Consider the following 12161-nt stretch of genomic DNA (forward strand, 5'->3'; position numbering starts at 1 on the left):
GGTTCACAGGTCCCCCCGCAGCGGTTCTTCCTCGGGCAGCGCCCGTGCCGGGTCGTCCCAGACGAGGGCCAGTCCGGCTGCCCAGTAGGCGTCGGGGTCCGCCCCGTACGCCCGTTGCCGCAGGGCCTGGAGGCGCTGCGGCAGCACCGCGCCCCGGGCCGCTTCGGCCAGTTCCTCCCGCAGTCCCCGGTGGAAGGGGGCGCAGGAGGCCCCCGGGTCGGCCGGGGGCCTGCGGCAGACCACGACTCCGTAGCCGGCGTCGCGTACGGAGTGCAGCGCGCCCAGGGTCGGTTCGGCGGCCGGTGTACGGCAGAGCACCGGGACGGTGTTGTCGAGCAGCCCGGCCAGCCAGCCCGGCGAGGGGCTGCGGGGTCGGCCGCGCAGGCAGTCGGCCCGCTGGTCCAGCAGCGGGCCGGCCTGGACGCGCGCCCACCGCCCGGCGGAGACGGCTCCGCCGGAGCGGAACACCACCGGCCGCTGCACTCCGACCGGTGTTCCGCCCGACACGTTCCATTCGTCGACTGCGAGGCCGAACAGTTCGGGTGCGACGGCCACTTCGAGGAGTGCGGCCGCCTCGTGCGTGTCGCACCGCCGGAACCCTTCGGCGAGCGGGGCGCGCAGTGCCTCGGGCAGGGCCGCGAGGGTGGCGCGTACGCCGGCGGCGACGGGGGTGATCCGGTCGGGGCGGGCGGGGCCGGCCAGGACGGACACCCGCCAGTCGTAGACGTCCTCCCAGCCGTGCGCCCAGGCCTCCAGCAGTACCGAGGGGCCCGGCGGCAGTCCGGCGGGGCGCCGGGCGGGGCCGTGCGCCTCCCGGCCGGCGGCGGCGCGCCTGCGGCGTTCCCGGTCGGCGAGGCCGCGCTCGTGCCGCTCGCCGAGTTCCCGCCGGAGGGGGCGCCACAGCCGCTCGGCGGTGGCCCGTACCCAGTCCCACAGTTCCTCGTCGGCGCCCGGGGCGGGCGGCTCTCGGTAGTCGGCCACGCTGACGCCGGTCGCGTAGCGGAGCATGGCGGCGGCCTCGCCGCCCGCGCCCGGCGGGTCGTGCAGCAGGCCGAGGCCGTCGCGCCAGCTGAGCGGGGCGGGCAGGGCGGGGTCGGGTTCCTCGCCCCTGGCCTGCTCGGCGAGCTCCCGTACGGCCTCCGACGAACCGGGCGGCGGCAGTTCCGCGAGGAGTCCGCACAGGGTGGTGCGCTCGCCGGGGGTGAGGCGGCCGCGGCCGCCGTGGGGGTCGCCGTCGCCGGCGGGCAGTTCGTCGTGCACGTCGGTCCAGGTCCTGCGGCTGTCGAGGTCGCTCAGGTGCCGGTCGTAGTGGTACAGGTCGTGGGCCTGCATGACCCTGCGGTAGAGGCCGGTCTGGCCGGTGGCGGCCATGGGCAGGGTCCGCAGCTGGGCCACGGACACGGCGAGGCCGCCTCCGGCGCCGTTGCGGCGGGCCTTGACGACGCCGACGACCTCTCCGCGGGCGAGGTCGACGACGGGCCCGCCGGACATGCCGGCTTCGATCTCGTCGTCGTCGCCGAGGCGGATCGCGGCTCCGCCCGCGGCGATGCCGCGCAGCCGGGTGGTGCGCCCCGTGATCTCGCGGTAGCCGAGTTCCTCGGTGCAGCCGAAGTAGGCGGCCTCGTCGAGGCGGGGTCTGGCCCGGTCGGTGAGCCAGACGCAGGCGTGGGTGACGGGTGCGAGGACGCGGACGAGGGCCAGGTCGGGTAAGTCCCACAGGGCGCGCCGGCCGGGTCGCCGCTCGTCGAGCCGTTCGGGCAGTACGCATTCCACCCGGCCGGTGACCGTCCCGGTGGCGCCGTCGCCCCCGGAGCCCCCGGAGAAGAAGGTGATGCCGACCTCACGCCCGGCCAACCGCACGGCAGCACCCCCTTCGCCGACCACGTGCGCGCACGTCAGGACCCAGCCCGGGGCGATGAAGAACCCGCTCCCCCAGGTCGGCCCCGTCCCAGGGCTCTCATACCCGTCCGGGGGCGCGTGGACGCGTACGGTGGCGGCCCGGACGAGGGGTTCCAGGAGCTCGAAGGCGCGCGCGGATCCGGCCGTGCGCCCGTCCGGCATCTCTGGTCCCCCCTCCCCCGCTCGCCCCGTGAAGGGCGTCCAAGGTAGCGCCGGGTGACCGGCGGGCGGGAGGGCCTCGGGGGTAAGCGGATTATCCTGGCGGGAAACACCCCCACTCACCACCACACGGCACGGAGCCCGACTTGTACTTCACCGATCGCGGCATCGAGGAGCTGGAGAAGCGGCGCGGCGAGGAGGAGGTCACCTTCGAGTGGCTCGCCGAGCAGCTCCGCACCTTCGTCGACCTGAACCCGGACTTCGAGGTCCCGGTGGAACGCCTGGCGACCTGGCTGGCCCGGCTGGACGACGAGGACGAGGACGACGAGTAGTCCGAGCAGCGCGTACGCACGACCGAGGGGCCCGACCGCGTGCGGTCGGGCCCCTCGGTCGTGTGCCGCTGGGGAGGGCCCGGATCAGGCGGCGCTTCCCACTCAGGGGGGAATCACCGCCTCCGGAGGGCCTCCCCTGGCCAGCTGCAACGCGGAACGGCGTGGTCCCCGCCTGGCGGAAAAGCGCCTGCGCCCTACCCGGCGTCGAGGCGCCTCAGCCAGGCTTCAAGCGAGCGGCCGGCCGGGGCGGACCCGGCCGGGGCTACTGCTCAGGAACCGACGAGCTGACGTGGGTCGTCCAGCCATGCGTACTGACCGGACCCGTCGACCGTGCAACCGAAGCGGGTGATGTGCGGTCGGCCCCGCAACTCGTACCAGGTGTACGCAGCGGTAACCTCCGCCCAGAGATCGCGTGGTCCCCACGAGCGGACGGCGTCCTCCTCCCACCAGTCGCCGTAGCGGACGATCGTGGCCGACGTGCCGGTCTCATCCACGAACTGGACCTGCCGGTCGTCGCCCTCCCCGCGGTGTGAGTAGGAGACGTCCGGGACCTGGAGGCCGATGGCGAAGTCCTGGAGGCCTCCCGCCCCCAGAACCTGCGCGGGATCGATAGGCGACTTCCGGCTGGTCGACTCCTCCGGGACCTGGAGGTCGACGGTCGGCCGCTCCGAGCGGATCCACATGTACGAGGACTCGCCGATGAAGGCTCCTTGCGCCTTCGTTCCCGAGGTGTCGACGCGGAGCCGCAGGAGCCCCGAGTTGCTGTAGGCCGTCCCGAACGGTGTTCCTTCCGGCCTACGAGGAGGTGTACGCCGAGCCGCCCTACAGCGAAGGGCCCAGCGACGTCGCCGCGTTCATCGACAGCTACCTGGTCCACGTCCAGCGGGCCAGGATGCGGCTGGTCATCGCCCGGGAGGGCGAGGAGGTCATCGGCTTCACGTACGGGTACCTCCTCTCGGCTGACACCGGATGGTGGGGCAACCTGGACAGGGAGCTGCCCGAGGACTTCACTCGCGAGGACGGCGCCCGTACGTGGGTGATCCTGGAGCTGGCGGTCCGCAAGCCCTGGCGCCGCCGACGTGTCGCCGCGGCGCTTCACGCCGCCCTCCTCGACGGCCTCGCCGTGGAGCGGGTCACGCTCACCGTCCGGCCGGAGCCGGAGGCCGCTCCTGCCCGGACGGCGTACGCCGCGTGGGGGTACCGGCCGGTCGGGACGTCCCATCCGTGGGAGGACGCCCCGTTCTACAAGGCGATGGTGCTCGAAATCGCCGCGGATCGAAGCTCCGCCACGACAGCCCCCTGACTCGATCCGCTCGGGAAAGCAGGGCCACGCGCGCGTCGCGGTCGAGGAGCGGCTGGGGCGCCGCCTCCAGGGCCTGGAGGGGACCTGCTCGCACACGTCCCCGGCCATGGAGCGCGGGATCGCCAGGGGGCTCCAGTGGACGTGGGAGACGGCCCTCAGGGGCGAGACGAGCGGGACGTCACGGAAGGAGTGGTCGCAGGCCCCGTGATCCACTCTCATCTCCCAAGCGTCTCCCGAATGATCTTCTGAGAGCCCAACGGCCCGGCCGCGCGAAGCGGTCGGGCCGTTGTCATGTGCGCTCTGACCAGCAGCGCAGGGAAATCCCTCGGGCGCCCAAGATCAGGCGGCCTTGGTCTCCCAGAAGATGCGGTCGATCTCGGCGATGAGCTCCAGGGCCTTGGCACCGGTTGCCGGGTCGTTCGACGCCTTGGCGGCCGAGAGGGCCTTCAGGGTGTCGTTGACCAGGGTGTGCAGCTGCGGGTACTTCTCGAAGTGCGGGGGCTTGAAGTAGTCGCTCCACAGCACCGAGACGTGGTGCTTCGCGAGCTCGGCGCGCTGCTCCTTGATGGTGATGGCGCGCGCGCGGAAGTCCGCGTCCTCGTTGGCCTGGTACTTCTCCTGGACGGCCTTGACGGACTCGGCCTCGATGCGGGCCTGGGCCGGGTCGTACACGCCGCAGGGCAGGTCGCAGTGGGCGGAGACCTTCACCTTGGGGGCGAAGAAGCGGGAAAGCATTGGAGTGGGTCCTCCTCGTGATCGTCTTCTCAAGGGTGGAGATTACTCGCTGAGAATCCGGAAATCGCGGGCGCCCCCATGGGCTTAGGACAAAAGTCCAGCCCCGGCCGACCGGGGGTGCGCGAACGTACGGGGCCGTACGGCAGCATGCGGGGAGCGATGAGGAGGCCGGAGATGGTGCGGAGCAGGCGGGCGCGGGTGCGCGTCGGGATCACCGAGGTGACGGGGCCGTCGATGGCGCCGACGCTGGTGCACGGGGACCAGCTGTTGGTCCGGTACGGGGCGCTGGTCCGGCCGGGTGACGTGGTGGTGTTCCGGCATCCGCTCCAGCAGGACCTGCTGGTGGTGAAGCGGGCGGCGGAGCGCCGGCCGGGCGGCTGGTGGGTGCTCGGGGACAACCCGTTCAACGAGACCGGGGACAGCACCGACTACGGCGCGGTCCCCGAGGAGCTGGTGCTGGCGGTGGCCTTCCTGCGGCTGCGGCCGTGGCCGGAGGGTCAGCGTTCGCTGAGGGCGCGGCTGGCCTGGGCGCTGTCGGCGGTGCGGCCGCTGCGGGCGGACGTCTCGGCCTCCAGCCGTTTGCGGGCGCGGTAGGCGGCGACGTTGGCGCGGGTGGCGCAGCGGTCGGAGCAGTAGCGCCGGGAGCGGTTGGTGGAGGTGTCGAGGTAGGCGTTGCGGCAGGGCGGTGCCTGGCACAGGCCGAGGCGGTCGGGGCCGTGCTCGGTGAGGGCGAAGGCGAGTCCCATGGCGGCCATGGCGGCGTAGCCGGCGGAGGCGTTGGAGGGGTGTTCGGCGAGGTGGATGTGCCAGTCGGGGCTGCCGTCCTCGCGGACGGTGTCGTGCCCGGTGACCTGGGGGCTGACGGGGAACTCCATGAGGAGGGAGTTGAGGAGGTCGACGGCGAGGGCGTGGTCGCCGCCGTCGGCGGCCTCGAAGACGGCGCGGAGCCGGCCGCGGACGTTGCGGAAGCGGGTGACGTCGGTGTCGGTGACCCGGCGGGCCATCTGGACGCTGGCGCCGAAGAGGGCGCGGACGTCGTCCACGGAGGTGAGGGCGTCCTTGTTGCGGGCCGGCTCCTCGGTGTTGACCAGGCGCACGGCGAAGTCCGAGTAATGGGCCAGTTCCACTTGTAGTCCTTACGGCTGCGGATTAGTGTCTGCATCAGCCGGGTAACGGCTGTTTTGCCTTCGAGGGTATTACGTGTGGAGGGGTTCGGGATGGCGGACGCTGTGACTGGCTCGTTCGGTACGGACTGGCGGGCCTGGCAGGAGAGCTGGGACCGCCAGCAGGAGTGGTACATGCCCGACCGCGAGGAGCGGTTCCGGGTGATGCTCGACATGGTGGAGGCCTTCGTGGGCCCCTCCCCCCGGGTCCTGGACCTCGCCTGCGGTACGGGAAGTATCACGGACCGGCTGCTGCGGCGGTTCCCGGAGGCGACCGTTACGGGGCTGGATCTCGACCCCGCGCTGCTGACGATCGCCCGGGGCCACTTCGCCGGCGACGACCGGGTCTCCTTCGTCACCGCCGACCTCAAGGACCCGGACTGGCGCACGGCCCTCCCGTACGACTCGTACGACGCCGTGCTGACCGCGACCGCCCTGCACTGGCTGCACAGCGAGGAGCTCGCGGTCCTGTATGGCCAGATCGCACCCCTGGTCCGCCCGGGCGGTGTGTTCATGAACGCCGACCACATGCCCGACGCCTCCACCCCGCTGATCAACGCCGCCGACCGGGCGCAGCGGCACGCCGGGATGGACCGGGCGAAGGCCGCCGGGGTCCTGGACTGGCGGGACTGGTGGGCGCTGGCCGCCGCCGACCCGGTGCTGGCCGAGCCGGTGCAGGCCCGTTTCGTGATCTACGGGGAGCACGCCGACGGGGACACCCCCGACGAGTTCTGGCACGCCCGCACCCTGCGGGAGGCGGGCTTCGCGGAGGCCCGTACGGTCTGGCGCTCCCCCTCGGACGCGCTGGTCCTAGGCCTCAAGTAGGAATTCCCGGTGGCAGCGCGAAGGGGCGGTACGGATGCCCGTACCGCCCCTTCCGCACCCCATCGGGGGCGCGGGGAACCGCGCGACCGGCCAGGGACGGCCCCGCAGCTCTCCCACAGGTTCCCGCGGAGCGCTAGATGTATTGTCCAGTGAGGTTGGGGACGCGGCTGGCGGGTGGTTTGCCTGCGAGCGCGGTGTGTCCGCGGTGGTGATTGTAGGAGTGCAGCCAGGCGGGGAACGCGGCGCGTCGTTCCTGCTCTGACCGGTATGGGCGGGCGTAGGCCCACTCGTCCAGCAGGGTGCGGTTCAGCCGTTCGACCTTGCCGTTGGTCTGCGGCCGGTAGGGCCGGGTTCGCTTGTGGGTGATCCCGGCCGCCGCGAGGGCGTCGCGCCAGGTGTGGGACTTGTAGCAGGCGCCGTTGTCGGTGAGGACGCGTTCGACGGTGATCCCGACGCTGGTGAAGTAGGCCTGGGCCCGCTGCCAGAAGGCGGTGGCGGTCTCCTTCTTCTCGTCCTCGAGGATCTCGCTGTAGGCGAGGCGGGAGTGGTCGTCGACGGCGGTGTGGATGTAGCTGTAGCCGGCGCTGGAGCGGTTCCTGCGGCCGGCCTGGCGGCCAAGGGTCTTGTGTCCGCCGCCGTCGGGGATGTTCCCGAGTTTCTTGATGTCGACGTGGACGAGTTCGCCGGGCCGGTCGCGTTCGTAGCGGCGTATGACGTGGCCGGTGGCCCGGTCCAGGTGGCTGAGACGGGCCAGGCCGAAGCGTGTCAGGACCCGGTGCACGGTCGAGGGGACCAGGTCCAGGAAGCTTGCGATGCGGGCCGGTCCCCAGCGGCGGGTGACGCGGACCTTGATGATCCGGCGTTCGGTGCGGGTCGGGGTGCGGCGCGGGCTGTGACGGGGACGCGATGAGCGGTCTTCCATGCCCGCCTCGCCCATGGCGCGATAGCGGGTGGCCCACCGCTGGGCGGTGGTGGGCGAGACCTGGAAGCGCTCGGCGGCTCGCCGCAGGGGCCAGCCGTCCACGACCACGCAGCGGGCCAGCCGCAGTCGTCCGGTCTCGCTCAGGGGTGCATTACGGTGGGGCATGAGGGCCTTTCTGGTCGCCGGTGCAGATGTCGCAATCCACACCGAGCCAGAAGGCCCTCACCCATTTCAAGATCCCTTAACCGAGACCTGCATCACCCGTCCACAACCTCCCGCGACAGAACAGCTAGAGCACCTTGGACAGGAACGCCTTCGTCCGGTCGTGCTGCGGGTTGCCCAGCACGTCGCGCGGGTTGCCGGACTCGACCACGACGCCGCCGTCCATGAAGACGAGGTTGTCGCCGACCTCGCGGGCGAAGCCCATCTCGTGGGTCACCACGATCATGGTCATGCCTGACTCGGCCAGGTCCCGCATGACGTCGAGGACGTCGCCGACCAGCTCCGGGTCGAGGGCCGAGGTGGGCTCGTCGAAGAGCATCAGCTTCGGCTCCATGGCCAGCGCGCGGGCGATCGCCACGCGCTGCTGCTGGCCGCCGGAGAGCTGGGACGGGTAGTTCCCGCCCTTGGTGCCGAGGCCGACGCGGTCGAGGAGCTTGACCGCGCGCTCGCGGGCGACGGCCTTGCTCTCGCCCTTGACCATGACCGGGGCTTCCATGACGTTCTCTATGGCCGTCATGTGCGGGAAGAGGTTGAAGCGCTGGAAGACCATGCCGATGTCCCGGCGCTGGGCCGCGACCTCGCTGTCCTTCAGCTCGTAGAGCTTGTCGCCCTTCTGCTTGTAGCCCACCAGCTGGCCGTCGACCGAGAGCCGGCCGGCGTTGATGCGCTCCAGGTGGTTGATGCAGCGCAGGAAGGTGGACTTGCCGGAGCCGGACGGGCCGACCAGGCAGAAGACCTCGCGGGGGGCGACCTCAAGGTCGATGCCGCGCAGGATGTGGGCGGCGCCGTAGGACTTGTGGACGCCTTCGGCCTTGACCATCGGCTGGGCGGTCACTTCGCCACCTCCGTACGGCGGAACATGTTCAGGTTGGCCTTGAGCCGCTCGAAGGGGGTGGGCGGCAGGCTGCGCAGCGAGCCGCGGGCGTAGCGGCGCTCCAGGTAGTACTGGCCGACGCTGAAGACGCTGGTCAGCGCGAGGTACCAGATGGAGGCCACGAAGTACATCTCGATGACCGCGCCGGCGGTGCTGCCGATGTTGGAGCTGGCGCGCAGGAGTTCGGTGTACTGCACCGCCGAGACCAGGGAGGAGGTCTTCAGCATGTTGATGAACTCGTTGCCGGTCGGCGGGATGATCACGCGCATCGCCTGCGGCAGCACGACGCGGCGCATGGTCTGCGTCTGGGTCATGCCGAGCGCGTGCGAGGCCTCGGTCTGGCCCTCGTCGACGGACTGGATGCCGGCACGGACGATCTCCGCCATGTAGGCGCCCTCGTTCAGGCCGAGGCCCAGGAGGGCGACCATGAACGGCGTCATGACGTCGACGGTCTCGTTCTTGTAGATCGGGCCCAGGTTGATGTACTGGAAGATCAGCGGGAGGCTGAACCAGACCAGCAGCTGCACGTAGACCGGGGTGCCGCGGAAGAACCAGATGTAGAGCCAGGAGACGAAGCTCGTGACCGGGTTCTTCGACAGCCGCATCACGGCGAAGAGGATGCCGAGCGCCAGGCCGAGCGCCATGGCCGAGATGCTGATGATGATGGTGTTGCCGAGGCCGCTGAGGACCGCGGGGTCGAACAGCTTGTCGCCGACCGTGCCCCAGATGATCTTGCCCTGGGAGAAGGCGTAGACGAGCCACGCCAGGATGACGGCGACGACGACGGCGCTGATCCAGCGGCCGTAGTGCCGTACGGGGATGGCCTTGATCGCCTCGTAGGGGTTGCCCGAGGCGCCGGGCCCGGCCGGAGTGGCGGCCGGACCCTTGTCGATCTTGTCAGTCACAATGACTGCCCTTCAGTGGAGCTCTCGGATCACTTGCCGGCGTTGATCGTGGCGGACTGCACGGCGCTGTCCTTCACGTTCCACTTCTCCAGGACCTTGGCGTAGGAGCCGTCCTTGATGATGGCGTCGAGCGCTTCCTTGAGGGCGTCGCGCAGCTGGGTGTTCTCCTTGGAGACGGCGATGCCGAAGAGGCCGACGCCGGACTGCTGGCCGCCGACCTCGAAGTCGTTGCCGCCGCCCGAGGTCTTCGCGGTGTACGCGGTGACCGGGTAGTCGTTCAGGTCGGCCACGGCGCCGCCGGCCTTGACGCGGGTCTGCGCCTCGGCGTCGGTGTCGAAGGCCTCGATGGTGAGCTTCTTGTCACCGCACTTCTCGGCCTGCTCCTTGAAGGTCTTCTCGTACGTGGTGCCGCGCTGGACGGCGACCGTCTTGCCGCACAGGTCGTCGAGGGACTTGATGTTGTCCGGGTTGCCCTTCTTGACCAGGAGCGAGACGCCGGAGGAGAAGTAGTCGACGAAGTCGACGCCCTTGCCGATCTTCTGGCCCTTGTCGTCGAGGCCTTCCTGGCGCTCCTTGTTGTCCGTGATCGAGGACATCGCGATGTCCTGGCGGCCGGTCTCCAGGGAGGTGATCAGGCCGTCGAAGGTGCCGGAGGTGAACTGGAACTTCACGCCGAGCTGCTTGCCGAGCGCCTCGGCGATGTCGGGGTCGACACCGACGGTCTTGCCGCCGTCGATGAACTCCATCGGCGCGTAGGCCGTGTCGGAGCCGACCTTGACGACACCCGCGTCCTGGATCTTCTTCGGGAGCTTCGAGAACAGCGGGGCGCTGCTGTCGGTCTTGCCCGAGTTCGAGGAGCCGTTGCCCTCGGTCTGGTCGCCACATCCGGTGAGGATCAGGGCGCCGGCGACCGCGATCGCGCCGACCGCGGCGATCCGGGACCGGGCGGCGGTCGTACGACGGGTGGTGCTTGCGGTCATGAGCGGTTCCTCCGACAGGGGTGGAAAAGCATCCGAGAGAAGGTCGGCACGCACCATCGAGTGTCGCGACCTTGTGTGATTACGGCATCTTGCCATTCGGACTGACGCATTCAGGGTGCCCGTCAGGTCAAAATCAGATAACGGGCGCCCCCGACTACCCAACAGGACTGCGGGCAAGGGCCATCGGAGCCGCACAAACCCCCGTGACCTGGCGTTTTCACCTCACTATTTACGGTGCGTCTCGCCTGCTGGACAGAGAGATTTGGACTTTTAGCCAAAACCGGGGCAAGGACCCTACGATCAGTCCGGAATCGACTCGTCTGGGCGAGTGTTCTTCGGGTAGAACAGATCCTTACACCCCTCATCCGGGGCTCAGGGCGCGCGTGCGGCGCGCCCGCGCGTACGAACCTCCCCTCCGCGGAGACGGTCCAACCGTCGATGCGGAGTACGAACGCGGTGCCCGCCCACCCCTTAACCAGGAGTGGCCACCCTCAACGATTCAAGGACTTAAGGGGTCACACGAAGTGGCAGCGGAGATCGTCAACCCTCGCAGCGACAGTGCGACGGACAACAACCCCGATGCGGTGTTCGCGCTGCACCGGGGCGGCAAGATGGCCATCCAGGCCACGGTGCCGGTGAACGACAAGGACGACCTGTCCCTGGCGTACACCCCCGGCGTGGCGAAGGTGTGCACCGCCATCGCCGAGCAGCCGGAGCTCGTGAACGAGTACACCTGGAAGTCGAACGTGGTCGCCGTCGTCACCGACGGTACGGCCGTGCTCGGACTCGGTGACATCGGTCCCGAGGCCTCCCTCCCCGTGATGGAGGGCAAGGCGATTCTTTTCAAGCAGTTCGGCGGTGTGGACGCGGTTCCGATCGCGCTCGCGACCAAGGACACGGACGAGATCGTCGAGACGGTCATCCGTCTGGCGCCGTCCTTCGGCGGGGTGAACCTGGAGGACATCTCCGCCCCCCGCTGCTTCGAGATCGAGCGGCGCCTCCAGGAGGCGCTGGACATCCCGATCTTCCACGACGACCAGCACGGCACGGCCATCGTGACGCTGGCCGCCCTGCGCAACGCCGCGAAGCTCACCGGTCGCACCCTCGGCGACCTGCGGGCCGTGATCGCGGGCGCCGGCGCGGCGGGCATCGCCATCGCCAAGATCCTGGTCGACGCGGGCATCGGCGACGTCTGCGTCACCGACCGCAAGGGCGTGGTCTCCTCGGACCGCTCCGACCTGACGGACGTCAAGGCGGAGATCGCGGGGCTGACCAACAAGACCGGCCTGAACGGCACGCTGGAGGAGGCCCTCGCGGGCGCGGACGTCTTCATCGGCGTCTCCGGCGGCACCGTCGGCGAGGAGGCCGTGGCCACGATGGCGAAGAACTCCTTCGTCTTCGCCATGGCCAACCCGAACCCGGAGGTCCACCCCGACGTCGCGCACAAGTACGCGGCCGTCGTGGCGACCGGCCGTTCGGACTTCCCGAACCAGATCAACAACGTGCTGGCGTTCCCGGGCATCTTCGCGGGTGCCCTGAAGGTCCGCGCGACCCGGATCACCGAGGGCATGAAGATCGCCGCCGCCGACGCCATCGCCGGTGTCGTGGGTGACGAGCTCGCCGCCGACTACGTGATCCCCTCGCCGTTCGACGAGCGCGTCGCCGAGGCCGTCACGGCCGCGGTCGCCGCGGCGGCGAAGGCCGACGGGGTGGCCCGGCTGGCCTGAGCGCCACGCTGAGTAACGGTTCCATGTGAAGAGGCCCGACCGGATCCGTCCGGCCGGGCCTCTTCGCGTGCGCGTCGTCCCCCCGCAGGAACGCACCCTCCCCGCCCCCGAACCG

13 protein-coding genes are annotated in these 12161 nt (G+C 70.5%); 5 read left to right on the forward strand and 8 right to left on the reverse strand.

Going from position 1 to position 12161, the window contains the following annotated elements; translation table 11 throughout:
* Positions 1-3 precede the first annotated feature (3 nt).
* A complete protein-coding gene (locus ACZ597_RS02150) occupies positions 4-2061 on the reverse strand; it encodes a VMAP-C domain-containing protein (RefSeq protein WP_471323754.1) in 2058 nt (685 codons plus the stop codon).
* A gap of 143 nt (positions 2062-2204) precedes the next feature.
* On the opposite strand from ACZ597_RS02150, the gene ACZ597_RS02155 reads away from it, so the two are divergent.
* Entirely contained in the window at positions 2205-2390 is a 186-nt protein-coding gene (locus ACZ597_RS02155) for a DUF6104 family protein (protein WP_007266501.1), read from the forward strand.
* A gap of 269 nt (positions 2391-2659) precedes the next feature.
* Here ACZ597_RS02155 and ACZ597_RS02160 read toward each other — a convergent pair whose 3' ends face one another.
* Positions 2660-3073, reverse strand: coding sequence for a hypothetical protein (locus ACZ597_RS02160; protein ID WP_471323757.1), 414 nt, complete (start codon positions 3071-3073; stop codon positions 2660-2662).
* A gap of 98 nt (positions 3074-3171) precedes the next feature.
* Between ACZ597_RS02160 and ACZ597_RS02165 the strand changes: the two genes are divergently transcribed.
* Positions 3172-3693 carry a GNAT family N-acetyltransferase gene (locus tag ACZ597_RS02165; RefSeq protein WP_471323760.1) on the forward strand — a complete coding sequence of 174 codons (522 nt, stop codon included), beginning with the start codon at positions 3172-3174 and terminating at the stop codon, positions 3691-3693.
* A gap of 339 nt (positions 3694-4032) precedes the next feature.
* On the opposite strand, the gene sodN is transcribed toward ACZ597_RS02165, so the two are convergent.
* Complete coding sequence (gene sodN / locus ACZ597_RS02170; protein ID WP_007266490.1) at positions 4033-4428, reverse strand: superoxide dismutase, Ni; 396 nt, start codon at positions 4426-4428, stop codon at positions 4033-4035.
* 174 nt (positions 4429-4602) lie between these two features.
* On the opposite strand from sodN, the gene sodX reads away from it, so the two are divergent.
* Positions 4603-5022, forward strand: a complete 420-nt coding sequence (gene sodX / locus ACZ597_RS02175) for a nickel-type superoxide dismutase maturation protease (RefSeq protein WP_471323762.1) — start codon at positions 4603-4605, stop codon at positions 5020-5022.
* On the opposite strand, the gene ACZ597_RS02180 is transcribed toward sodX, so the two are convergent.
* A complete protein-coding gene (locus ACZ597_RS02180) occupies positions 4926-5555 on the reverse strand; it encodes a CGNR zinc finger domain-containing protein (RefSeq protein ID WP_471323764.1) in 630 nt (209 codons plus the stop codon). The genes sodX and ACZ597_RS02180 overlap by 97 nt on opposite strands.
* A gap of 90 nt (positions 5556-5645) precedes the next feature.
* On the opposite strand from ACZ597_RS02180, the gene ACZ597_RS02185 reads away from it, so the two are divergent.
* On the forward strand, positions 5646-6416 hold the full coding sequence (locus tag ACZ597_RS02185) for a class I SAM-dependent methyltransferase (protein ID WP_471323767.1): 771 nt from the start codon (positions 5646-5648) through the stop codon (positions 6414-6416).
* Between the two features lie 133 nt (positions 6417-6549).
* Here the strand turns inward: ACZ597_RS02185 and ACZ597_RS02190 are convergent, their stop codons facing one another.
* The 4 genes from ACZ597_RS02190 to ACZ597_RS02205 form a co-directional block, all read right to left on the reverse strand.
* Positions 6550-7503 carry an IS481 family transposase gene (locus ACZ597_RS02190; RefSeq protein ID WP_471323770.1) on the reverse strand — a complete coding sequence of 318 codons (954 nt, stop codon included), beginning with the start codon at positions 7501-7503 and terminating at the stop codon, positions 6550-6552.
* A gap of 124 nt (positions 7504-7627) precedes the next feature.
* Positions 7628-8380 carry an amino acid ABC transporter ATP-binding protein gene (locus ACZ597_RS02195; RefSeq protein ID WP_362468031.1) on the reverse strand — a complete coding sequence of 251 codons (753 nt, stop codon included), beginning with the start codon at positions 8378-8380 and terminating at the stop codon, positions 7628-7630.
* A gap of 11 nt (positions 8381-8391) precedes the next feature.
* Positions 8392-9339 (reverse strand): amino acid ABC transporter permease, encoded by a 948-nt coding sequence (locus tag ACZ597_RS02200; RefSeq protein WP_007266485.1) that lies wholly within the window; start codon positions 9337-9339, stop codon positions 8392-8394.
* 29 nt (positions 9340-9368) lie between these two features.
* Positions 9369-10319: an ABC transporter substrate-binding protein gene (locus ACZ597_RS02205; protein WP_471323773.1), complete on the reverse strand. Its 951-nt coding sequence runs from the start codon at positions 10317-10319 to the stop codon at positions 9369-9371.
* Positions 10320-10843: 524 nt separating this feature from the next.
* Between ACZ597_RS02205 and ACZ597_RS02210 the strand changes: the two genes are divergently transcribed.
* A complete protein-coding gene (locus ACZ597_RS02210) occupies positions 10844-12046 on the forward strand; it encodes an NAD(P)-dependent malic enzyme (protein ID WP_385763485.1) in 1203 nt (400 codons plus the stop codon).
* Positions 12047-12161 lie beyond the last annotated feature (115 nt).

This window comes from Streptomyces sp. NPDC040718 (assembly GCF_055593565.1).

Bases quoted from the DNA above. Each gene is read 5' to 3' on its own strand.
- ACZ597_RS02195 (WP_362468031.1), bottom strand. From the start codon at position 8,380: ATGGTCAAGGCCGAAGGCGTCCACAAGTCCTACGGCGCCGCCCACATC.
- ACZ597_RS02205 (WP_471323773.1), bottom strand. From the start codon at position 10,319: ATGACCGCAAGCACCACCCGTCGTACGACCGCCGCCCGGTCCCGGATC.
- sodN (WP_007266490.1), bottom strand. From the start codon at position 4,428: ATGCTTTCCCGCTTCTTCGCCCCCAAGGTGAAGGTCTCCGCCCACTGC.
- sodX (WP_471323762.1), top strand. From the start codon at position 4,603: ATGGTGCGGAGCAGGCGGGCGCGGGTGCGCGTCGGGATCACCGAGGTG.
- ACZ597_RS02190 (WP_471323770.1), bottom strand. From the start codon at position 7,503: ATGCCCCACCGTAATGCACCCCTGAGCGAGACCGGACGACTGCGGCTG.
- ACZ597_RS02185 (WP_471323767.1), top strand. From the start codon at position 5,646: ATGGCGGACGCTGTGACTGGCTCGTTCGGTACGGACTGGCGGGCCTGG.
- ACZ597_RS02160 (WP_471323757.1), bottom strand. From the start codon at position 3,073: ATGTGGATCCGCTCGGAGCGGCCGACCGTCGACCTCCAGGTCCCGGAG.
- ACZ597_RS02150 (WP_471323754.1), bottom strand. From the start codon at position 2,061: ATGCCGGACGGGCGCACGGCCGGATCCGCGCGCGCCTTCGAGCTCCTG.